The organism is Streptomyces sp. HP-A2021 (assembly GCF_022807935.1).
GTDB classification, from domain to species: domain Bacteria; phylum Actinomycetota; class Actinomycetes; order Streptomycetales; family Streptomycetaceae; genus Streptomyces; species Streptomyces afghaniensis.
The window spans coordinates 5,983,743-6,006,495 of record NZ_CP094344.1; the positions used below are offsets into that span (position 1 = coordinate 5,983,743).

At 74.1% G+C, this 22,753-nt stretch carries 13 protein-coding genes; 3 read left to right on the forward strand and 10 right to left on the reverse strand.

Translation table 11 applies throughout. The features are described from left to right. Window positions 1-24: 24 nt before the first annotated feature. Window positions 25-513: a MarR family transcriptional regulator gene (locus MQE23_RS27115; RefSeq protein WP_020276253.1), complete on the reverse strand. Its 489-nt coding sequence runs from the start codon at window positions 511-513 to the stop codon at window positions 25-27. Window positions 514-637: 124 nt separating this feature from the next. On the opposite strand from MQE23_RS27115, the gene MQE23_RS27120 reads away from it, so the two are divergent. After that, window positions 638-1,051, forward strand: a complete 414-nt coding sequence (locus MQE23_RS27120; protein ID WP_020276254.1) for an organic hydroperoxide resistance protein — start codon at window positions 638-640, stop codon at window positions 1,049-1,051. An 11-nt stretch (window positions 1,052-1,062) separates the two neighbouring features. Here the strand turns inward: MQE23_RS27120 and MQE23_RS27125 are convergent, their stop codons facing one another. From MQE23_RS27125 to MQE23_RS27165, 9 genes are all read right to left on the reverse strand, one after another. Then, on the reverse strand, window positions 1,063-2,622 hold the full coding sequence (locus MQE23_RS27125) for a hypothetical protein (RefSeq protein WP_020276255.1): 1,560 nt from the start codon (window positions 2,620-2,622) through the stop codon (window positions 1,063-1,065). 129 nt (window positions 2,623-2,751) lie between these two features. Then, window positions 2,752-4,557, reverse strand: a complete 1,806-nt coding sequence (locus MQE23_RS27130; protein WP_243380521.1) for a hypothetical protein — start codon at window positions 4,555-4,557, stop codon at window positions 2,752-2,754. After that, window positions 4,554-6,794: a bifunctional glycosyltransferase family 2 protein/CDP-glycerol:glycerophosphate glycerophosphotransferase gene (locus tag MQE23_RS27135; RefSeq protein ID WP_020272233.1), complete on the reverse strand. Its 2,241-nt coding sequence runs from the start codon at window positions 6,792-6,794 to the stop codon at window positions 4,554-4,556. Before MQE23_RS27135 ends, MQE23_RS27130 begins: the two co-directional genes overlap by 4 nt. Before the next feature lie 8 nt (window positions 6,795-6,802). Continuing rightward, window positions 6,803-9,001 (reverse strand): CDP-glycerol glycerophosphotransferase family protein, encoded by a 2,199-nt coding sequence (locus MQE23_RS27140; RefSeq protein ID WP_243380522.1) that lies wholly within the window; start codon window positions 8,999-9,001, stop codon window positions 6,803-6,805. Between the two features lie 157 nt (window positions 9,002-9,158). After that, on the reverse strand, window positions 9,159-11,420 hold the full coding sequence (locus tag MQE23_RS27145) for a bifunctional glycosyltransferase family 2 protein/CDP-glycerol:glycerophosphate glycerophosphotransferase (RefSeq protein ID WP_037668818.1): 2,262 nt from the start codon (window positions 11,418-11,420) through the stop codon (window positions 9,159-9,161). Window positions 11,421-11,562: 142 nt separating this feature from the next. Beyond that, on the reverse strand, window positions 11,563-12,423 hold the full coding sequence (locus tag MQE23_RS27150) for a carbohydrate ABC transporter permease (protein ID WP_020272238.1): 861 nt from the start codon (window positions 12,421-12,423) through the stop codon (window positions 11,563-11,565). After that, window positions 12,420-13,766, reverse strand: a complete 1,347-nt coding sequence (locus tag MQE23_RS27155) for a sugar ABC transporter permease (RefSeq protein ID WP_243380523.1) — start codon at window positions 13,764-13,766, stop codon at window positions 12,420-12,422. The genes MQE23_RS27150 and MQE23_RS27155 overlap by 4 nt, the downstream gene beginning before the upstream one ends. 4 nt (window positions 13,767-13,770) lie before the next feature. Beyond that, a complete protein-coding gene (locus MQE23_RS27160) occupies window positions 13,771-15,177 on the reverse strand; it encodes an ABC transporter substrate-binding protein (RefSeq protein ID WP_020272240.1) in 1,407 nt (468 codons plus the stop codon). A gap of 201 nt (window positions 15,178-15,378) precedes the next feature. Beyond that, window positions 15,379-19,320 (reverse strand): FHA domain-containing protein, encoded by a 3,942-nt coding sequence (locus MQE23_RS27165; protein WP_243380524.1) that lies wholly within the window; start codon window positions 19,318-19,320, stop codon window positions 15,379-15,381. A gap of 363 nt (window positions 19,321-19,683) precedes the next feature. On the opposite strand from MQE23_RS27165, the gene MQE23_RS27170 reads away from it, so the two are divergent. Both MQE23_RS27170 and MQE23_RS27175 read left to right on the forward strand, forming a co-directional pair. Further along, a complete protein-coding gene (locus tag MQE23_RS27170; protein ID WP_243380525.1) occupies window positions 19,684-21,375 on the forward strand; it encodes a serine/threonine-protein kinase in 1,692 nt (563 codons plus the stop codon). A gap of 122 nt (window positions 21,376-21,497) precedes the next feature. Continuing rightward, on the forward strand, window positions 21,498-22,742 hold the full coding sequence (locus MQE23_RS27175; RefSeq protein WP_243380526.1) for a serine/threonine-protein kinase: 1,245 nt from the start codon (window positions 21,498-21,500) through the stop codon (window positions 22,740-22,742). Window positions 22,743-22,753 lie beyond the last annotated feature (11 nt).

Below are 22,753 nucleotides of genomic sequence, written 5' to 3' on the forward strand. Positions count from 1 at the left end.
CGTCCACCGAGACCCCCGCCTCCGCTACGACCGCCCGTCTGCCGGCGAACCGCCCGTCGGCTCCGCGAGCGCGGCCGCGTCCAGTGCCGTGGTGAGCTCGTCGAGGCGGGCGCGCAGGGCGCGGACCTCGTCGGGCCCGAAGCCGGTCGAGGCGGCGATCCGGCGCGGCACCTGAAGCGCCCGCCCCCGCAGTGCGGTGCCCTCCTCGGTCAGCCGCACCTCCACCGACCGCTCGTCGCGCGCGCTGCGCTCCCGCCGCACGAGTCCCGCCGCCTCCAGCCGCTTCAGCAGCGGCGACAGCGTGCCGGAGTCCAGGCGCAGATGCTCACCGAGCTTCTTGACGGGCAGCTCGTCGTGCTCCCACAGCACCAGCATCACCAGGTACTGCGGGTACGTGAGCCCGAGGTCCTTGAGGATCCCGCGGTAGACGCCGTTGAAGGCGCGCGAGGCCGCGTGCAGGGAGAAGCAGATCTGCTGGTCCAGGCGGAGCCAGTCGTCGTCCGGCGTGTTCATGCTTCCAGGGTAGCTTGTGCCCGCCATTCAATTGCACACAACTTAATTGTGTGCTCTAATTCTGGGTGTCAGGCGGCCCGGAAGCGGGCCGCCGAACGTTGACGTGTGAGAGGGAAGGTTTTCCATGGACGCGCTCTACACCGCTGTCGCCACCGCCACCCACGGCCGCGACGGCCGGGCCGTCAGCTCCGACGGCGTGCTCGACCTCGCCCTGGGCGTGCCCCAGGCGATGGGCGGCAACGGCCAGGGCACCAACCCCGAGCAGCTCTTCGCCGCCGGGTACGCCGCCTGCTTCGGCAGCGCCCTCGGCCTCGTCGGCCGCCAGGCCAAGGTCGACGTCAGCGACGCCGCCGTGACCGCCGAGGTCTCCATAGGCAAGCAGGGCGAGGGCTTCGGGCTCGCCGTCATCCTCCGCGTGGAGCTCCCCGACAGCGTGGACGAGGCGACCGGCCGCAAGCTGGTCGAGCAGGCCCACCAGGTCTGCCCGTACTCCAACGCCACGCGCGGCAACATCGAGGTCGACCTCGTCATCGAGTAGGCATCGGCCCGTCACCCCCCGACCCGCGCCAGCACCTCCCCCGTCCGTCTGCTCCACGCCACCACCACGGCCTCCTCGGGCACCGGGTGCCAGCGCGTCAGCAGCAGCCAGCGCACGTGATAGCGGCGGACGACGGCGGCCCGCTCGGCGCGGGTCGCGTCGCGGGCCAGGTAGGCGCGCACGTCGGCCGCCCGGCGCCGCCGCTCCCGCTCGTCGAGCGCGGGGTCGGGCCAGATGGGCGCGGCGAGGTTCGGCCCGTACCCGGCGATGGAGTGACTGGCCAGATACCCGTCGGTGATCACCACCTCGCCCGGCCCGATGTGCCGCGCCGCCCAGTCGTACGACGGCCAGCGCGTCGGCTGCGCGAACCCCACCGGGTCGACCGAGCGCGGCACGACCGCCCCGGCGTGCACGGTGACGAACCCGGCGCACACCCCGGCCGCCGCCGCCCCGCCCAGCACCCTCCTGGCCCGCCGCCACGGCCGGGGCGCCGCCAGCTCCACCGCCGGCGCGAACTGGAGCGGCACCAGCACGGCCCACAGGGCCCTGGCGTACGTGTAGTGCCCGCTCACCCAGCCGTACGCCACCAGCAGGCACTCCAGCAGGAACATCAGCACCAGCGGGTCACGCACCGACGCGCGGGCCCGCACCCACAGCGCGGGCAGGCCGACCAGCGCCAGCCAGGAGTTGGCGAGCATCCCCTCGTACAGCTGCCGGTGCATCGCGTCCATGCCGGTGTCGCCCACCAGCGACAGGACGTCGTAGTACGGCCACGACACGGCGCCCGCCGCGCAGGCCGCACCGGCGAGGGCCCAGCGGGCCACGACCGGCCGGCGCCACCCCCGCTGCCGCGACGCCACGATCGCCACCGCCCCGACGAGCGCCGAGGCCGCCGTGACGGGGTGGGTGAGCAGGATCAGCCCGTACAGGGCGCCGAGCCCGGCGTACCCCCACCAGCCGCCGAGCCCGCTCGGGCCGACGAACCGCACGGACGGGGCGTCCTCCCGCGCGCGCACGCAGGTCCAGGCCCACGCCCAGAACGTCAGCCCGATCGCGACCGCGGACGGATAGCCGAGGTTCGTCGTCATCGGCATCAGCCCGAGGTAGCCGCTCCACAGGATCCGCGCGGTGCCCCACAGCAGCGTCATGAACAGCAGCGCCAGGACCGGCGCCCACGGGCGCGGAGTGAGGGTCCGGACGAAGCGGCCGATCCCCGTCAGCAGCACCAGCAGATGCACCGGCCCGGCGAGCTTCACGACCGCCCAGCCGGACAGCCCCGTCAGCCGCGCCAGGACGCCCTGGGCGACGGCGTACGGCCCGTAGTACGGGCTGCCCTCGCCCGGCAGATCGGCCATGGTGTGGGCCGGATGCAGCAGATCGGCCTTGAGACGCTCGACGACCGCCGCGTGCTGACCGGCGTCACAGCACAGCGGGACCCGCCAGTACGCCAGCGTCATCACCAGCCAGAAGAGGGCGCCGAAGAACTGGTAGGGGGTCGGGCGCCCCACGCGGCCGCCGCGCAGCGCCGTCGCGCCGCGCACGGTCCGCCGGACGACGACTCCGACGCTCACAGGACTGTCGGAAAGGGGAGGGACTGGGGCATGCGCCGAATGTTCCCGCCCCTGCCGGAGGCCTGACCCCGGGTCACTTCATCGGGTGAGGCGACTGCGCCCACCTGCCGACACACCCGCCTGCCGTCGTCAGTCGCACAGCGCCCGCTCCGCCGCGGCCGGCCAGCGCGCGAACCGGAACTGCGTCCGCTCGAAGGACGCAGTGAGGTTCCGCCAGAACCTCCCGGCGGTGAGCGGCGCGCGCACCGACTCCCTCAGCTCGGCCAGCTCGCCGCAGCCCAGGGCCGCCCGGGCCGCCTCGACCGCCTCCCGCGAGGCCCCGGCCCGCAGCAGGTCCCGCTGCGGCGGGTTCTCCACCGCCCACTCTGCGAAGACCCAGTGGTTGCGCAGGAACTTCTCGTGCCCGGGCCAGCTCCACCGCTCCAGCGCGAGATGCGCGCCGACGGGACTGGCGAGCCCCCAGGCGTCGTTGACATAGGCGTCGAGCGGCGCCGCGGCTCCCGTGACACCGAGATGACGTCCCACGATCACCACGTGGTACGGGGAGTCCTCGCGCATCGGCGTGGCGTGCAGCCGGCGCCCGGCGTCGAAGTACAGCAGGGTCGGCCGGGGCGCCCGCGCGGCCTGCGCCAGCATGCCGCGCCCCTCCGGCAGGGCCGGCCAGTTGGCCACCCAGGTGGCGGTGCGCACCGGGTTGTGGTCGCCGAGGCCCTCCACGTCGGAGCTGCGCACGTTGAAGGAGCCGGGCGTGCTGCGCACGTCGAACGGTGCCCGCAGCGGGCTGACCGCCGCGCACAGCCACACCAGCAGCAGTGCGCTCGCGACCCCCGTGAACCTGGTCGCGGGCACGACCAGGACCGGCAGGAGCAGCAGCAGAAGGGCGGGCAGGATCATGCGGGCGTGCATGTAGTCGCCGCCGACGCGGACGACGTACGCGGCGAGCAGCGCACCCGCCGCGAGCGGCGCCAGCAGCACGGCGAGGGAGGCCCGCCCCGGGGCGCGGTCCCGCCGGGCCGTCCGGGTGCGTCGCACGAGGAGGACGGCCAGCGCGGCGAGCACGGGCACGACGGGCCACAGCCAGTACGGCCCGAGCGTCTCCTGCACATAGCCGGCGCCCCGGCCCCAGTCGCTGGCGCTCGCCTCCTTGGCGATGGCGGGCAGCGGCACCAGGATCCCGTAGTACCCGGCCCGGAACACCTCGTACGCCAGCGGCAGCGCCACCGCCGAGGCCGCCATCGCCGCGGTACCCCGCCGGGACGGGCGCAGCACCCACCACCGCGCCGCCAGGAAGCACACCGTGACCACCGCGAGATCGGGCCGGACCAGCGGCCCCAGCCCGAACACGAAGGCGGCGGCATACGTCACCCGGGCCTGCTGACCGCGCCGGGTGCCCGTCAGCAGCCACCACGACAGGCCGGTCCAGAAGACGCCGAGGCCGCTCTCGAGGCCCGAGGTCATGTACGACCAGAACGGCGGCACGGCCAGCAGCACGAACACACCCGCCGGGAGCAGCAGCCCCGCGCCCCGGTGCAGCCGGCCCGTGGCGTACAGGGCGAGCCCGAACCCGGCCGTGCTCAGCAGCAGCCCCAGCCCGACCGCGAGGAACGCCGGGTCCTCGCCGGTGACCCAGGTGCCCAGCGCGAGCAGCCACTGCCACAGGGTGCCGGTCGAACTCTCCGCCCGTTCCCCGACGTTGAACACGGGCCCGTTGCCCGCCAGGATCTGCCGGACCGGACGCAGGTAGATCAGCCCGTCGTCGCAGATCCAGCGCCGCCGGTAGCCCAGCACGAACAGGGCCGCGGTCGGGACGGCGACCAGGGCCGCGTGCCACCAGTGCACCGGCCGCAGCCGCTCGACGGCGGCCGGCGGCCGGGCCGAGGAGGCCCGCTGGCCGGGCAGGGAGGGAAGGGCCTCGGGGGTGGCGGGAGTTCTCATCGCTCGACCAGCGCCCCGGACGGGGCAGGCAGCCCCGGGGTGCGGCGGGCCGCGGGCAGCAGCGCACCGCTCCGCTCGCCCAGCATCAGCAGGCGTACGACCCGCTCGGCGGCCTGCCCGTCCTCGAACTCGCAGTACCGCTCCCTGAAGTCGGCCCGCAGCCGCGCCGACTCCGCGTCCTGCCAGGTGCCGGACGCGAACAGCCAGGACAGCTCCCGGTACGAGCGCGACACGTGCCCCGGCGCGTCGGCCGTGACGTCGAAGTAGGCGCCCCGGCTCGCCGTGAACGCGCCCCAGTCGTCGGCGTGCACCACGACCGGCCGGTCGAGGAGCACGTAGTCGAACATCAGGGCGGAGTAGTCGGTGACCAGCGCGTCGGAGGCGAGCAGCACGTCCTCGACGTGCGGCTCGTCGGTCGCGTCCACCACCACCCCCCGCCGGTGCAGGTCGACAAGGCCCAGGCCGCGCGCCACGCCCTGGGCCAGCGACGGGTGCAGGCGGACGACGAGCGTGTGGCCGGGGCCGAGGTCCGCGGCGAACCGGGCCAGGTCGAACCGGTCCACGTGCCCGCCCCGCCGGTAGTCGCGGCGGGTCGGCGCGTACAGCACCACCGTGTGGTCGGCGGGGATGCCGAGCCGCTCACGCACGGCGCGGCCCCGCTCCGGGCCGGCGCCGACGAGCACGTCGTTGCGCGGGCTGCCGGTCCGCAGCGAGGTGAAGTTGCACGGGTACGCCCGCTCCCAGGCCCGCTCCGCGTGCCGCCCGGCGACCAGGCTGTAGTCCCAGCGGTCGGCGCGGCGCAGCATCTGCGGCACGTCGAAGCCGTGCCGGGCGCCCGGCTTGGTCAGCAGGTCCGCGCCCATGAACTTGAGCGGGGTGCCCTGGTGGGTGTGGATGTGGACGCTGCCGGGCCGCTTGGCCAGGGTGCCGGGCCAGTTGACGTTGTTCACCCAGTACGTGGCCCGCGCCATGACCTCGTGGTAGCGCCGCGAGCCCGGGGTCACATGGTCGATGCCGGGCGGCAGCGCGTCCACCGCGTCCTCCCGGACCACCCACACGCCCCGGATCTGCGGGGCGAGCTCACGCGCCTTGGCATGGATCGCGGCCGGGTCGCCCAGCACGCCCCGGTGGTGGGTCGCCGAGTAGACGGCGAGATGCGGATCGAGGGGCCGCTTCGACTGGGCCCGGTACCAGGTGCGCACGGCGACGTCCGACGCCTTCCGCGCCACCCGCCGTCGCCCGCCCAGGGCGGCCGCGCGCACGTCCCGCAGGCCACGCACCGCGGCGTACGACGCGTAGGGCGCCGACGCCAGCAGCCGCATCTCGACCCCGCGCCAGCCGTCCGGCTCCGGGAAGCCGCCCTCCGGGAGGTGACGGCGGTGGAAGGAGCGGATCTCACGGTAGAAGTCGCCCCGGTCGGCGGGCCGCACCCGGTCCTCCCGGGACAGTACGAACAGCATGTGGTCCAGGGCCCGCTCCAGCAGCAGCGGCCGGGCCCAGTCGAGGTCGGGGCGCTGCTCCAGGAAGGCGAACAGGCCCTCGTACTGCGGGAAGATCTCGAAGTGCCGGCGCCCCGGCGTCTTGGTGATCGCGCCCTGCCTGCGCTGCCGGTACTCCACCCCGATCCGGTCCAGGCAGGCGATCCGCTCCGCCAGCACCATCGACCGGTAGGTGACCGGCGCGTCCTCGTACAGCCCCGGCGCGTACCGCAGGCCGTGCTCCAGGAAGAAGGACCGGCGGTACGCCTTGTTCCAGGCGACCAGGAAGAGGTTCAGGTACTGCGGGCTCTCCCGGATGCCGAAGGTGTCCGTGCCCGCGGTGGCCAGCAGGTCCGCCGCCTCGCTGCGTCCGCCCCGGCCCCACCAGTGGGTGCGCACGTGGTCGAAGACCAGGATGTCCGGCTCGCCGGTCACCTCGAGGCGCGCGGCGACGGCCGCCAGCAGGCCCGGCGTGTAGTGGTCGTCGCTGTCGAGGAACAGGACGTAGTCGCCGGCCGCCTGCTCCAGACCGGCGTTGCGGGCCCGGCCGAGGCCCACGTTCTCGGGCAGGTGCAGCACCCGCACCCGGGCGTCGCGGGCCGCGTACTCGTCGAGGATCGCACCGCTGCCGTCGGGCGAGCGGTCGTCCACGGCGATCACCTCGAAGTCGCCGAACGACTGGCCGAGCACCGAGTCGAGACACTCGCGCAGGAAGCCCTGCACCTTGTAGACGGGGACGATGATGCTGAAGCGGGGCACTTCTTCGGTCAGCTCCTCACGAGGGTGGCGGCGGGGGCCGGGACGCGCTCCGCGAGCGGGATCACGGGCGGGATCGACTCGGGCGGCTGACCCAGCAGCACCCGGCGTACGACGCGCTCGGCGGCCCGCCCGTCGTCGAACTGGCAGAAGCGCTCCCGGAACGCGGCGCGCAGGGCCGTGGCGGACTCGTCCGCCCAGGTGCCGTCGCGGAAGACGGCCGCCAGTTCCTCGGGCGTGCGGGTGACCCGGCCGGGCGGGAACCGCATCAGGTCGAAGTAGACGCCCCGGACCTCCCGGTAGACCTCCCAGTCGTCGGCGTACACGACGATCGGCCGGTCCAGGTTGGCGTAGTCGAACATGATCGACGAGTAGTCGGTGATCAGCGCGTCGGCGGCCAGGCACACGTCCTCCGAGGAGCGGTGTCCGGTGACGTCGATGATCCGGCCGCCGCCCTGGCTCGCCCCCTGGTCGTAGAAGTAGTGGGCGCGCAGCAGCACCACGTACTCGTCGCCGATCGCCTCGCAGAACTCCGCCAGGTCCAGGCCCGACGCGAAGCCGGTGGCGTAGTCGCGGTGCGTGGGCGCGTAGAGCAGGGCCTTCCTGCCGTCCGGGACGCCCAGCTCCTTGCGGACGCGGGCGACGTCCTCGGCGGACGCCGTGCAGTAGACGTCGTTGCGCGGATAGCCGTACTCCAGCGTCTCGTGCGCTCCGGGGAACGCCTTCTCCCACATCTCGGTGGAGTGCCGGTTGGAGGTGAGGTTGTAGTCCCAGCGGTCGACCCGGGCCAGCAGCTTGGCGAAGCTGCCCGTGGCCGCGGCCACCACGGGGTAGGTCGCCTGGTCGGCGCCCATCTTCTTCAGCGGCGTGCCGTGCTGGGTCTGCAGGTGCACGCTGCCGGGGCGTTTGACGACGGCGTCCGCGAAGTTGGCGTTGTTGACGAGGTACTTGGCGCGGGCCAGCACCTGCCAGTACTTCCGGCTGCCGATCACCGCGTACTCCACGTCCGGCGGCACGGCGCCCACCGCCCCCGGCTCCACCAGGAACACCGAGCGCAGGTGTGGCGCGAGTTCGCGGGCCTTGGCGTGGATCGCGGCCGGGTTGCAGGCGTAGCCGCGGCCCCAGTACGCGCAGAACACGACGAGGTTCTCGTCGAGGGGGAGACGCAGGCCCGCCGCGTAGCGCAGGCGGGTGCGCAGTCCCCTCGGGCGCGGCAGCAGCGCGGCGGCTCGCGCGGCCCGCCGGTTGGCGGCGCGCAGGGTGCGGAACGCGGCGTACGACCCGGCCGCCAGCAGCCGGTGCTGGACGCCGAGACTGCCGCCGGGCGGCCGGTAGCCCGCGGGGCGGTGCTGCCGGTAGAGCGCGCTCGCCCGGCGGAAGAAGGCGCGCCGCCCGGCCGGCAGCCGCCGGGGGTGGGCGGCCGTCTTCAGTACGGCGGCGAAGAGCTGCTCGAACAGCGGCCCCAGCCGGTCCGCGGGCAGCTCCTGCTCCGCGGCCCGCGTCAGCACCAGCTCGGTCTGGTCGAGCAGCTCGGCGTGATGCTCCCCCGGCAGGTTGAGGCGGTTGCCCTGCCGGCGCAGCAGATGCCGGACGACGACCGCGCGCAGGGCCGCCACCCGCTCCGCCCGCAGGGCGACCAGACCGCCGAACCCGGTGTCGGTGAAGTGGTCCCCGGGGAAGGAGAGGCCCTGCTCGGTGAGGAAGGCCCGGCGGTAGGCCGCGCTCCACGCCGGCAGCGCCACGCCCGTCAGCCGCGGGACCCGGCCGGGGGAGAAGGCCCCGTCCGGTGTCCCGGCCAGCAGGGGCGCGGCCGGGTTGACCGGCTCGCCCTCCCACCAGGGGGTGCGCTCGTGCTCGAAGTACAGGACGTCGACGTCGCCCACCGCGCCCAGCCGGGCGTCCAGCGCCGCCAGCGTCCCCGGGACCAGGACGTCGTCCCCGTCGAGGAACAGCACATGACCGCCGACCGCCGACCGCAGCCCGGTGTTGCGAGCCCCGGCCAGACCGGCCGACGGCGGAGAGTGCACCGGCGTCACCCGGGAGTCCCGCTCGGCGTACCCGGCGACGACGTCCGCCGCGGGCGAGTCGGGCGCGTCGCACACCGGGATCAGCTCGAAGTCGCCGAACGACTGGGTGAGGATCGAGTCCAGCGCCTGGGACAGCCGGCCCGCGACCCCATGGGACGGGACGACGATGCTGAAGCGGGGCATTCTGCTCTTTCTGTCGAGGGTCTACCGGAAGTGAACGGCCGCGTCAGGCGGCGCGGCGGCGTCCCGGCCTCCCGGACGGGCGCCAGGAGGGCGGCCGGCTCGGGGTCGGCCGCGACGGGCTGGAGGGCATGCGAACTCCCACGCGTGTGAACCGGGTTCAGAGGAGGTCGGTGACGACGGACGGACCGGTCGGGTGCGGCACCGTGGCGAGCGGCTCGCGCGCCAGCGAGGCCGCCGCGGACGGCACCGGCCGGCGCTCGTCGAGCGGCACGACCGGCGGCAGGTCGGACTCCCCGAGGACGACCCGGCGTACGACCCGCTCGGCGGCCCGGCCGTCGTCGTACGTGCAGAACCGCTCCCTGAACGCCGAGCGCAGCTGGGTCGACCGGGAGCCGCGCCAGTGGCCGGTGGCGAAGATGTCGATCAGCTCGTCCTCGCCGCGCGCGACCGCACCCGGCGGGAAGGAGCGCAGGTCGAAGTAGGTGCCGCGGGCGGCGTCGTACGCCTCCCAGTCGTCGGCGTGGATCACGATCGGCCGGTCCAGGTTGGCGTAGTCGAACATCAGCGACGAGTAGTCCGTGACCAGGGCGTCCGAGGCCAGGCACAGCGACTGGACGCTCGGGTGGTCGCTGACGTCGACGACCCGGCCGCAGGTGCCGGCCAGCGGGGCGTCGTAGGCGTGGTGGGCGCGGGCCAGCACCATGAAGCGCGGGCCCAGGCGGCGCACGATCCGCTGGAGGTCGAGGGCGTGGCGCTGGGAGCGGCGGTAGTCGCGGCGGGTCGGCGCGTAGAGGATCGCCACCGTGCCCTCCGGGATGCCGAGCGAGGCGCGCAGCCGGGCCACGTCCGCTTCGGTCGCCGTGCGGAACACGTCGTTGCGGGGGTAGCCGTACTCCAGCGTGGTGTAGCGGCCGGGGTGGACGCGCTCGTGGGTGAGGGTGGTGTGGCGGTTGGCGGACAGCACGTAGTCCCACTGGTCGACGTCCTTGAGCAGCCGGGCGAAGTCCCTGCCCCGGGCCGCCGCCGGGCGCTCCTGGAGGTCGAGGCCGATGTGCCCCAGCGGGGTGCCCTGCCCGGTCTGGATCAGGGTCTGGCCCCGGCGCTTGACCAGGCGGTGGTCGAAGTCGGTGTTGCTGACCAGGTAGGCGGAGCGGGCGAGTGCCGTCCAGTAGGCGGCCGTGCCCGGGACGAGGCGGCGCGGGCCCGGCGGGATCGTGTGGTGGTGCTCGGGACGGGCGATCCACGCCGTGCGGACGTGCGGCGCGAGATCGCGGAACGCGGACTCCAGCGCGCCGGGGTTGCAGCTGTGGCCGCGGCCGTCGTAGGCGGCGAAGACGGCCCGGTCGGCGCGCAGCGGGAGACAGCGCTGGACGCGGTAGTGGAGCCCGAGCGCGGCGGACCGCACACCGCGCAGCAGCTTCCCGGTGGTCCGCGCGGCGCGGCGGTGCAGGGCCGACACCAGCCGGAGCGTGCGGTAGGTGCGGTGCAGGCCGAAGCGGATCAGGGTGTGGTGGACCCGGCAGCGCACGGGGACCGGGACACCGGGGGTGCGGTAACGGCGGTAGTGGGCCCGGGCCCGGCGCATGAAGTCCGCGTGCGTGCCGCGGGGCAGCCGGTCCGGGCGGGAGTACACGATCGCCAGGTGATGGACCATGCGGCGGAACAACACCGGCCGCCACCGGGCCAGTTCGGGCCGCTCGTCCAGATACGCGAACACCCGGTCGTACTGCTCGAAGACGTCGAAGTGCCGCTCGCTGGTGGTGCGCAGGATGCTGCCCTGCCGGCGCTGCCGGTAGTGCACGCAGACGCGGTCGAGGGTCGCGATCGACTCCGCGGTCATCAGCACCGGGTACGTCCACGGCGTGTCCTCGTAGTACCCGGGCGGGAAGGCGAACCCCTTCTCCTCGACGAACTCCCGCCGGTAGGCCTTGTTCCAGGCGACCATCAGCAGCCTCAGCAGGCCCGGCCGGTCCTCCAGGCGGAACGGGGCCGGGCCCTGCTCGGTGAGCTGGAGGGCCCCCTGGTTGCGGACAGCCTCCCCCGTCCAGTACGTGCGCGCGTAGTCGAAGACCAGGACGTCCGGGTCGCCGGTCTCCTTCAGCCGGTCGGCGATGGACCGCAGCGCGTCGGGCGTGAGGGTGTCGTCGCTGTCGAGGAACAGCAGGTAGTCGCCGCTCGCGTGGGTCACGCCGGCGTTTCTCGCGCGGCCCAGGCCGACGTTCTCCTGCAGGTGGACGGGGTGGACGCGCGCGTCGCGGGCGGCGAACTCGTCGATGATCGCGCCGCACGCGTCCGGCGAGCAGTCGTCGACGACGATCAGTTCGAGATCGGGACAGGACTGGGAGAGCACCGATTCGAGGCACTCGTGCAGGTACGCCTGAACCTGGTACGCGGGGACAATGACACTGAACCTGGGCAAGAGGCCATCCATCGGTCGGCGCGGGCGTTCGGCCCGGGAACGGCCGGTGGGCCGAGTTGGTTACGGTGGCTACGGCATCCGGGGGAACGCGAAAGGGGCGGACCGCGACCGGTCCGCCCCTCCAACTGTCTTGCGCTGAACGCTACTTGACCGCTCCCGCCATCACGCCGGAGACGAACTGCCGCTGGAACGCGAAGAAGACGACCAGTGGGACCACCATCGAGATGAACGCGCCGGGTGCCAGCACGTCGATGTTGTTGCCGAACTGCCGTACCTGCGTCTGGAGTGCGACCGTGATCGGCTGGCTGCCCGAGTCCGAGAAGATCAGCGCGACCAGCAAGTCGTTCCACACCCACAGGAACTGGAAGATGCCGAGGGCCGCGATCGCCGGGGCGCCGAGCGGCATCACCACACGGAAGAACAGGCGCAGTTCACCCGCCCCGTCCAGGCGCGCCGCCTCCAGCAGCTCCCTCGGGATCTCCGCGAAGAAGTTCCGCAGCAGGAACACCGCGAAGGGCAGACCGAAGCCGACGTGGAAGAGCACCACGCCGATCACCGAGCCGAAGATGCCGATGGATCCGAAGAGTTCGGCGATCGGGATCAGCGCGACCTGCACCGGCACCACCAACAGGCCGACCACGCCCAGGAACCACCAGTCGCGGCCGGGGAACTCCATCCAGGCGAAGGCGTAGCCCGCCAGCGAGCCGATGATGACGACCAGCAGGGTCGCCGGCACGGTGATCCACACCGTGTTGACCAGGCTGCTGGTGATGTCTTCGTTCTCCAGCAGCTTGGCGTAGCTGTCGAACGTGAGCTGCGACGGCTCGGTGAACACCTTCCACCAGCCGCTCGCCGCGATGTCCTCGGGCGAGCGGAGACTGGACAGCAGCAGACCGATCGTCGGCACCAGCCAGAACAGGCCGACGACGATGAGCAACACCCTCACCAGCCCACCGCTGACGCCTTCGGCGAGCCGGGACCCCAGCGACTGCTTCGCCTTCATCGCCGCACCTCCCGCCTCAGCCGACGCACGTTGAACCACATCACCGGGATCACGAGCAGCAGCAGGAACACCGAGATGGCGCTGGCGATGCCCGGCTGGTCCTCGGAGAAGCCCTTGCGGTACAGCTCCAGGGCCAGGACGTTCGCGTCGTCCTGGGAGGAGCCGGGGGCGATGATGAAGACCAGGTCGAAGACCTTCAGCACGTTGATCATCAGGGTGACGGTGACGACCGCGAGGACCGGCGCCAGCAGCGGCACCGTGACCCGTCTGAACACCTGCCACTCACTCGCGCCGTCGACCCTGGCCGCCTCCAGCAGTTCGCGCGGCACACCCGCGAGCCCGGCCGCGATCAGCACCATCGCGAAGCCCGCCCACATCCAGATGTACGCGCCGATGATGGACGGGGTGACCAGGGACGGGCCGAGCCAGTCCAGGCCGTTGTACGGCTCCTTGAAGTTGCTGTCCGGAAGCCGGAGCAGGGCCCCGTCGGCCGAGGCCGGCAGCGTGAAGGTGCCGTCGTCGGCGGCCGTCGCCGAGGCCACGACCTTGCCGTCCTTCACGGCCTCGATCTTCATGCCGGCGTAGCCCAGTTCGGCCGCGTCGACGCTGTTGAGCTTGCCGACGCCCTTGCCCCGCGTGAAGTCCTGCCAGGTCGTGCCGGTGATCTTGTCCGGCTGGGGCTTCGCCGCCACGGCGGGCTTCGCGCCGTCCGGCATCAGGTCCGGCGCGACACCCACCAGGGGCAGCGAGACGGTCTCGCCCGCGCGGACGGGCGACTTGGTGATGAACGCGCCCCCGCCCGCCGGTTCCAGCGGCGACTGACGGCCCGGGTGGGCCTTCGGGAACGCCGACGCCTGGGTGAACGTGTCGTGCACGCCCACCCACACCGCGTTCGCGACGCCCTTGTCCGGGTCCTGGTCGTACACCAGGCGGAAGATGATGCCCGCCGCCAGCATCGAGATCGCCATCGGCATGAAGACGACCAGCTTGAAGGCCGTGCCCCAGCGCACCCGTTCGGTCAGCACCGCGAAGATCAGGCCGAGCGCCGTCGCGACCGTCGGCGCGAAAACCACCCAGATGACGTTGTTCTTCAGCGCGGTGCGGATGCCCTCGTCGGTGAAGAGGGACTTGTAGTTGTCGATCCCGGCGAAGCCGTCGCCGGACTGGTCGTAGAAGCTGCGGACCACCGAGTACCCGATCGGGTACACCACGAGCGCGCCGAGCAGGACGAGCGCGGGAAGCAGGAACAGCGCCGCGACGATCCTGCGGGTGCCGGTCACACTCTTGCGCGACTTACCAACGGCAGGGGGCTTGACGCCCCCTGCCGCCGTGGCCGACGTCATGCCGTCAGCCTCCGTAGGCCGCGGCCGCTTCGGCCTCCAGCTTCTGCTGCGCCCCCGCGACGTCCTTCGGGTTCTTCAGGAAGTCCTGGAGGATCTTCCACTCGCCCTTGCCGGGCGTGCCGCCGAAGGCCTGCGGGGCCTGGTCGGACATGTCGAAGCGGAAGTCGTCACCGGCGTCGATGAGCGCCTTGGCGATCCTCTGCTGCACCGCGTTCGGATACGCGGAGTTCGGCACGTTCTTGTTCGGCGAGAGGTAGCCGCCCAGCTTGGCCTGGATCTCAGCCGCGTCCGGCGAGGCGAGCCAGGTGGCCAGGGCCTGCGACCCCTTGGAGTCCTCGAGGATCACGGCCGCGTCGCCGCCCGAGACCACCGGCCCGTTGTCACCGACCGCCGGGAACGGGAACACCTTCGCGTCCGTGCCGATCTTCATGCTCGTCGGGATGTTGACCTGCGCGAAGTCGCCCGCCGCGACCATGGCGGCCTTGGGCTGGTCCCCGCCGGTGAAGACCTGCGTGACGGAGGCCGGGAAGTCGGTCTGCAGCGCCCCCTTCGCGATGTAGTCGGGCTTGCCCCAGACCTGCGCGAGCGTGGTCAGCGCGTCCTTCACGGACGGGTCCGTCCACTTGATCTCGTGCTTGGCCAGCTGGTCGTACTTCTCCGGGCCGGCCTGTGAGAGGTAGACGTTCTCGAACCAGTCGGTCAGCGTCCAGCCCTCGGCGCCGCCGACGGAGAACGGGGTGACGCCGGAGTCGTAGACCGTCTGCGCGGTCTTCAGCAGATCCGGCCAGGTCTCGGGCTCACTCGCCCCGGCGTTCTCGAAGACCTGGTTGTTGTACCAGATCAGGGACTTGTTGGCGGCCTTGTAGTAGACGCCGTACTGCTTGCCGCCCACCTTGCCGATGTCCTGCCAGCCCTGCGAGTAGTTCTCGCCGAGCTCCTTCTGCGCCTCCGTGCCGATGGGCTTGGCCCAGCCCCGGTCGACGGCCTGTTTGATGGCGCCCGGCTGCGGCAGCATCACGATGTCCGGCGGCTGCCCGCCGGCCACCTTCGAGCCGATGAAGTTGATGATCGGGTCCTGGGCGGGCACGAACGTGACCTTGGCGCCCGTGCGCTTCTCGAACTCCGCCAGGACCTTCTTGAAGTTGGCCTGTTCCGCGCCGGTCCACACGGCGGCGATCTCCAGGCTCGTCCCGTCCAGCTTCGGAAGAGTGACGTTGCCGGCGGCGGCCTCCTCGGTGTTGCCCGGGCTTCCACTGCTGTCCTTGTCGTCGCCTCCGCAGGCGGTGAGCGAGAGCGCGAGCGCTCCCGCGGCGACGGCTGCCGCGGCCTTGGCGGCTCTGCGGTGCTGGGGGGTCGCCTTGTCCCGTTCCGGCGACCGGCGTTTCAGGATGGTGCTGCTCGTCATGCGCATGACTGCCCCGTTCTTCGTTCCCTCGTCGAACGTCGAGCGCGCTCCCGTGCGATCTGGTCTACGCCCGGGTGTGCGGGGGCGGCAAGATGGCGTCGGCTGTCAAGCGGGGGATCGTGACCCCCTCGTGACCAGGGACTCGTCCCTGATCAACGGACGGGGTCGGCATCCAGCCAATGCCACGGACGAGTGCCACGTCCTGCTCTACAGAAGTGACGGCACCTGCGCCGCCGCGACCTCCCGCGCCGCCCTTTCCAGCGCGCTGGCCAACAGTGCCAGGTCGGTCGGGCCGTTTCCGAGCTCCCGCACCGGACGCCGGGCCGGAGGGTCACCCATGCGGTGCCATTCCAGCGGTACGACCGTGGGGCGCAGCGTCGCCGTCCGGGGGATACGGCCGGTGACCCGCCCGCCCTGGAACGGCGTGACCCGCCCGTCCTCGCAGGCGAGGCGGCCACGGCCCGGAGCAGGCTCGTCGGGGCCCGGAGCCGGGGCGTCGAGGGTCACGCGGAGGGTGGCCCGGCGCGCCGGTTCCGTCTCCGCCGTACGGGGGCACGGGCCGGTGGCCGCCACCAGGTGGAGGCCCAGCCGCTCGCCCTCCCGGGCCACGGCCTCCAGCGCGCGCATCACTGATCCGGCCGCGGGCCGTCCGGTCGAGCCGAGGGCGGGGGAGACCAGCGCGTCCAGGTCGTCCACGACCACGACGAGCCGGGGCAGCGGCGGCGGCGCCGCCTGCGTCTGCCGCCGGGCCGCACCGGGCCGCAGCCGCATCGTCGAACTGGGCGGGGAGTCGAGATCCGCGGCACCTGCCTCGGTCTGTGCGCCGCCCCGGGCCGTCGCCGTGCGCTGGGCGACCATACGGCCCGACAGTTCGCGCCCGGTGTGCCACTCGGCGAAGTCGGACCGCCCCAGCAGCTCGGCGCGCCGCTTCAGCTCGGCGCTCAGGGACTGCGCGAACTCGCGCATCCTGACCGGGTCGTGGGCCGTGAGGTAGGTGGTGACATGCGGGACGTCCGTACACACGCGCAGTCCCTCGCCGGCCCCGCCGCCCGCGCCGGGGCCGCCGCGGCCGTCGACCAGCACGATGCTCAGCCGGTCCGGGCGCTCGGCGGCCGCCAGGGACGCGACGACCGCCCGCAGCAGCTCCGTACGGCCGCTGCCCTGAGGCCCCTCGATCAGCAGATGCGGTCCCTGGGCCGCGAGGTCCGCGCAGACCGGGCCGCGCGGCCCGGCGCCCAGCACGGCCCGCACCCGCCCGCCCAGCGCCTCGGTGTCGTCGGCCGCGTCCGCCCAGCGCGCCATCAGCGACGCCGGGGTGGCCCGGGCCAGGCCCAGCTCGTCCAGCAGCCGTGCCGCCTGGGGCAGCGGCGCGGAGACGCGCGGCTGCCCCTCGCTCGCCGAGCCGTCCGTACGCAGCGGCGCCAGCGCCCGCGCGAACCGCTCGGCCCACGCGGGGGAGACGGCGTCGACCGTGGCGATGGTGCCGTGTCCGACGGGTCCGGCCGGGGAGTCCTCGCCCCCGACCCGGGCCACACGCATCAGCCGCAGGGCCGTCGCCACGTCCCCGCTGAGCAGCGCGACCGCACCGCACTGCCGGAACGTCGGCGCCACCGAGCAGGCCGCCTCGTAGGTCTCCGTCACGGGCGAGGCGGGCGAGGCGGCGGCGGTCTCGGCCAGGCAGACGACATGGATTCCGGCCCGGGGGCCTTCCAGCGCCAGCCGTGCCACGGCCGCACGCAGGTCGGCGCCGCCGGGGTCGCCGTCCACGACGAGGACGGTGTAGGGGCCGGGGAAGCCGGTCGCCTGGTCGGGGGCGGGAGCAGGGGTGTCGTCCCGGGCCCACGAGGGGCGGCGGGCCAGGGGACCGGCGGTGCTGGTCCCCTGGCTGTCACCGCCCTGGCCGTCGGTCCCCTGTGCTCTGGAGAACCGCACGTTGCCCAGCAGCCCGCCGACCCCCGCGGCGCTGCCTTCCGCGTCCGCCAGCTGGTCCTCCAGGCGGCGCATGAGCTCGTCGGTGCGGGCGGCGGCCTGTTCCCGGTCGTAGGCCAGGAGCAGGCGGCAGTCCTGCCCGTGCCCGGGGCGGACGTGCGGCAGCCAGCCCAGCCAGGACCACTCGGCGGTGCGCTCCGCCAGGGGGCGGGAGCGGTCCGCGGCGATCAGGACGATCTCCAGTGTGTCGGGGGAGTGCAGGGCGGTGAGCTGCGCCAGCACGGCACGGGCCAGTCCGGCGAGCCGCCCCCGGGGCCCGGCCAGGCCCAGTGCGCCGACCTCGCGCAGCCCGGCGGTCACCGGCACCGCGGGCAGCAGGCCGGAGCCGTCCGGCGCGGCCCGGTCGGCCGTGCCGAGGCGCACCGCGAGCGCCTCCGGGTGGCCCGGACCGCGCTCCCACAGCCGGGGCCCCGGCCCCAGCGCCGTCAGCAACAGCGTGGCCGGATCCGGCCAGGTCTCCGGCACGGCCGGCCCGGCGACCGCGGAGCGCTCCGCCGCCACCTCGACCGGCTCGTCCTCGTACGTCTCGCGCGCGGGAGCTCCCTGCTCCCCACGCCCTCCGGCCAGCCGCCGCGCCCACGCCCCGAGCCCGCCCCGCCTGCGCGTCCCCGGCGGAACATCGGTGCCCCGGAGAGGAGTGACCTTGCGCCCCCGCCCGGCCCCCTCGCCCGGGGCGCTCGGGCCGCTGTCATCGCCGGGGCGCTCGCGCCCGGCCGGGGTGTGGGGGGCTGCACCCGTGCCGCTGAGGTCGCCGGGGTGTCCGCCTTGGCCTCCGGCCGGGGCGTGAGGGCTTGCGTCCGTGCTGCTGGTGTCGCCAGGGCGACCGCGCCCTGCCTGACCGGCGCCCTTGGGAGCCGCCGGAGCGGCGCCTGGCCGGGCCCCGGTCCGGGCCTGAGGGCCCGTGCCGTCCGCCGTTCCGGCGCCCTGGCAGGAACCGCCCGCACGCCCGTCATCGAACGCCCCGCCCAGCGCCCCGGCCCTTGAGCGGCCGGCGTGCGTGTCCCCGGCACCGAGCCCGTGCTGCGCCGCGCCGTGCTGCCAGGGAGTGCTGGTGACGCCGTCGGGGGAACCCCCCACCGACGAGCCCTCGGCGCTGCCACGCTGCCGGGGAGCCCGGACCACGCCCTCCGACGACGCCGTACGCGCTTCTTCCCGGGATGCCGAGCGCGCCGAGTCTCCGCCGGGGGCGACGGGCCCTGAGTCTCCTTGGCCCCGGGCGATGTCCGGCACGTACTCCCCGGCAGCAGCCCGGAAACCGCCGTGCGGAGCACTCTCCGCAGCCGGCCGCGAAGCCTCCGCGGCCGCTCCCGCACCCCTGCTTTCGACCCGGGGCGCCCCACCCTGCCCCGGCACCACCGCCGAGTCCTCGGAGCCGTGCCCCGCGCCACCCGGCGTGCCCCAGGGCGCCGAGCCGTAAGCGTGATGGGTCGGCGCGGCGGGACCGGAGGGCCCGGCAGGGGTCGGATCCGGCACGCGCGGACCCGCCCCCGCCCCGTCGGCGGCCGCCGGCACGCGCACGTGCCCCTCCCCGTCCGGCGTCGTGTCCACCCGGCCACCCGGCCCCCCGGCGGGAGCCAGCCGCAGGGCCGATTCGCCGATCCGCAGCAGCGCGCCCGGCGCGAAACGGACCGCCCGGTCGCCCACGCGCGTGCCGTCCAGCGTCGTGCCGTTCGTGGAGTCGAGGTCGGCCACCGAGACGCGGCCGTCGGCGCTCACCGTCACCGCGCAGTGCAGCCGGGAGACGTCCGGGTCGTCGAGCGGCACGTCGGCGTCGGCGGAGCGGCCGATGCGGATCTCGCCGCCGTGCAGGAGGTGGACGCCGCCGGCGTCGGGCCCGGCGACGACCTGGAGCTGGGCCGGGGCGTCGTCCAGCTCGGGATGCGGCTCCGGCTCACCCGGCGCGCCCACGGACAGCACGGCACCGTCGGTCAGCGGGGGCTCGCCGAGCGTGCAGCGCTGGGCGTCGAGCCGCTGCTCCCCGGCGTACAGCACCGGGGTGCCCGAGCCGTCACCGCCGAGGACCACCTGGGCGAGCCCGGCGGCCACCGCCGCGAGCGCCGTCCCGGCGGGCGCAGTGACCAGCACGTCGCAGCGCGCGGCGCGGTCCCGGGCCGGAGCCGCCAGGCCCTGCGGGTCTACGACGGTCAGCCGGATCTGCATCGCCGTCAGCGGTCCCTTCTGCCCGGGCGCGGAGTCCCCCCACCCCGCCCCAGCACGTCGGCCAGTACTGCACGCATCCTCGCACCTGCCACTGACACCGCGCCCCTCGCTCCGGAACAAGTGATCTTGATTGGTCGGCTCTGCCCGCAAAAGTGCCTGGGAGATGACCCACTCGCGATCACTTGAGATCGGTCACGCTCACTCTCGGCAACCACGAGACCGAGGTGAGCGTCTTTCCTTCGAACGCGTGCGAGAACGCATACGTAAGACCCACAGAACGACGACACCCCGGTCCCCGGCGGCACGGCACTACAGTGGGTCGGACAGGCCAGCAGGCAAGGCAAGCACCAGGGAGCGCATGACGTGCGGCCGGTAGGCAGCAAGTACCTGCTCGAGGAGCCGCTCGGGCGCGGCGCCACGGGCACCGTCTGGCGAGCCCGCCAGCGCGAGACCGCGGGCGCCGAGGCGGCCGTGCCGGGACAGCCCGGCGAGACCGTCGCGATCAAGGTCCTCAAGGAGGAGCTGGCCGGCGACCCGGACATCGTCATGCGGTTCCTCCGGGAGCGCTCCGTCCTGCTCCGGCTGACCCACCCGAACATCGTCCGGGTCCGCGACCTGGTCGTCGAGGGCGAGCTGCTGGCGCTGGTCATGGACCTCGTCGAGGGCCCCGACCTGCACCGCTACCTGCGCGAGAACGGGCCCTTCAGCCCCGTCGCCGCGGCCCTGCTCACCGCCCAGATCGCCGACGCGCTCGCCGCCAGCCACGCCGACGGCGTCGTCCACCGCGACCTGAAGCCGGCGAACGTCCTGCTCCAGCAGTACGACGGGCAGATGCACCCGCTGCTGACCGACTTCGGCATCGCCCGCCTGGCCGACTCCCCGGGCCTGACCCGCACCCAGGAGTTCGTCGGCACGCCCGCCTACGTCGCGCCCGAGTCCGCCGAGGGCCGCCCGCAGACCTCCGCCGTCGACATCTACGGCGCCGGCATCCTGCTCTACGAGCTGGTCACCGGCCGCCCGCCGTTCGCCGGCGGCTCCGCCCTCGAGGTGCTGCACCAGCACCTGAGCGCCGAGCCGCGCCGCCCCTCCACGGTCCCCGACCCGCTGTGGACGATCATCGAGCGCTGCCTGCGCAAGAACCCGGACGAGCGGCCCAGCGCCGAGAACCTCGCCCGTGGCCTGCGCGTCGTCGCCGAGGGCATCGGGGTGCACGCGAACTCCGCGCAGATCGCCGCCGCCGAGGGCGTCGGCGCGCTCCTGGTGCCCGACCCGGCGCCCGCGCCCGTGCCGGGCACGCCCGGCACGGGCGACGCCGACCCCACCCAGGTCCTCCCGCAGGGCGCGGGCTCCTACGACCCGAACGCCGCGACCAGCGTCATGCCGCACACCGGCGGCCCGGGCGGCGCCGCCGACCCCACCGCCGTACTCCCGAACCGGGGCGCGGCCGACCCGACCGCCGTCATGCCGCCGGTCCCGCCGGGCTCGCCCGGCCACCCCGGCCAGCAGGGCCAGCAGGGCGGACCCGAGGACCCGCACCCCTGGCAGAACCAGCTGCGGGCGGCCCGCGACCGCAACGAACAGACGCAGGTCCAGTACCTCGACCCGAACGAGGACCCGCTGCGCCGCCGCCCCCAGCGGCAGGTCGCCCGGCCCCAGCAGCAGCCCCCGCGCCGCCAGGCACCCCCGCCCGGGCCCGGCTACGGCCACCCGCAGCAGCAGCCCCAGCAGTACGCACCGCAGCCCCAGCGGCCCCAGCCGCCGCAGCGCTACGCCCCGCCCGCACCGCCGCCCCAGCCCCAGCCGCCGCAGCGCGAGACCCGGCAGCCCCGGCAGCGCAGCGCGAACCGGATGCGGATCCCCGGGCTCGGCTGCCTGAAGGGCTGTCTCTTCACGATCGTCATCCTGTTCGTCGCCGGCTGGCTGATCTGGGAGCTGAGCCCGCTCCAGGAGTGGATCGGTACCGGCAAGGGCTACTGGGACCAGCTCACCGACTGGTTCAGCACGGTGACCGGCTGGATCGAGAAGGTCGGCGGGAGCGGTTCGGGCACGAACTGACCCGAACCACCCCGCGGGGTTGGTGATTTGTCGACACCTGGCGGGTGATTTCTGCCTCCGCAGTGAAGGTTGGCTCTCCGGACGCGTAGTTTTAGCGACAACACGCGTCGGTAGGAGCAGCCTTGGCACGGAAGATCGGCAGCCGGTACACCGCCCACCAGATCCTGGGGCGGGGCAGCGCCGGCACGGTGTGGCTGGGCGAGGGTCCCGAGGGCCCCGTCGCCATCAAGCTGCTGCGCGAGGACCTCGCGTCCGACCAGGAGCTCGTCGGGCGCTTCGTGCAGGAGCGGACGGCGCTGCTCGGCCTGGAGCACCCGCACGTGGTGTCGGTGCGCGACCTGGTCGTCGACGGCAACGACCTGGCGCTGGTCATGGACCTCGTCCGGGGCACCGACCTGCGGACCCGGCTGGAGCGGGACCGGCGCCTCGCGCCCGAGGCGGCCGTCGCGATCTCGGCCGACATCGCCGACGGGCTGGCGGCCGCGCACGCCGCGGGCGTCGTGCACCGGGACGTGAAGCCGGAGAACGTCCTCCTGGACATGCAGGGCCCCCTGGGCCCGGGCGGCTCCCACCGCGCGCTGCTGACCGACTTCGGCGTGGCGAAACTCATCGACACCCCGCGCCGCACCAAGGCCACGAAGATCATCGGCACGCCGGACTACCTCGCCCCGGAGATCGTCGAGGGCCTGCCCCCGCGCGCATCCGTCGACATCTACGCCCTCGCCACGGTGCTCTACGAGCTGCTGGCCGGCTTCACCCCGTTCGGCGGCGGGCACCCGGGCGCAGTCCTGCGCCGGCACGTCACGGAGACGGTCGTCCCGCTGCCCGGCATCCCGGACGAGCTGTGGCAGCTGCTCGTGCAGTGCCTGGCCAAGGCGCCGGCCTCGCGGCTGCGGGCCTCGGAGCTGGGGGTCCGGCTGCGGGAGCTGCTGCCGATGCTGGCGGGCATGCCGCCGCTGGAGGTGGACGAGCCGGACACGGAGTCCGCCGAGGAGGCGGACCGGGAGGAGCAGTCCGCCAGGCCGGCACCGGCCGAGCGGGTCCGGCGGCGGGGCGCGGTCCCCCTGGTGCCGGGCGCGAAACCGGCCGACTCCAACCGGGACACGCACACCTCGATGCGCGTACCGGCCCCCGACGAGCTGGCCGGGGGCGCTCACGGCACGGCCCGGGCCCCGCGCGCGTCGGGCACGCCCCGGCCGGGCTCGGCCCGCAACCGCGCCATCGCCCGGCGCCGCCGCGTGGCCCTCGGCGCGGGCGCGGTCGTCCTGGCGGCGGCGGTCGGCGTCGGGGCGTGGCTGTCCACCTCGGGCGACGACGCGAGCGCACCTCCCCAGGACACGAAGAACTCGGCCCCGCAGTCCCCCTGACCCCCTTGGAC

What these genes read in the sequence shown, in the direction of transcription:
- MQE23_RS27115 (WP_020276253.1), bottom strand. Translation starts at nt 513, where the DNA reads ATGAACACGCCGGACGACGACTGGCTCCGCCTGGACCAGCAGATCTGC.
- MQE23_RS27120 (WP_020276254.1), top strand. Translation starts at nt 638, where the DNA reads ATGGACGCGCTCTACACCGCTGTCGCCACCGCCACCCACGGCCGCGAC.
- MQE23_RS27130 (WP_243380521.1), bottom strand. Translation starts at nt 4,557, where the DNA reads ATGAGAACTCCCGCCACCCCCGAGGCCCTTCCCTCCCTGCCCGGCCAG.
- MQE23_RS27140 (WP_243380522.1), bottom strand. Translation starts at nt 9,001, where the DNA reads ATGCCCCGCTTCAGCATCGTCGTCCCGTCCCATGGGGTCGCGGGCCGG.
- MQE23_RS27150 (WP_020272238.1), bottom strand. Translation starts at nt 12,423, where the DNA reads ATGAAGGCGAAGCAGTCGCTGGGGTCCCGGCTCGCCGAAGGCGTCAGC.
- MQE23_RS27155 (WP_243380523.1), bottom strand. Translation starts at nt 13,766, where the DNA reads ATGACGTCGGCCACGGCGGCAGGGGGCGTCAAGCCCCCTGCCGTTGGT.
- MQE23_RS27160 (WP_020272240.1), bottom strand. Translation starts at nt 15,177, where the DNA reads ATGCGCATGACGAGCAGCACCATCCTGAAACGCCGGTCGCCGGAACGG.
- MQE23_RS27165 (WP_243380524.1), bottom strand. Translation starts at nt 19,320, where the DNA reads ATGCAGATCCGGCTGACCGTCGTAGACCCGCAGGGCCTGGCGGCTCCG.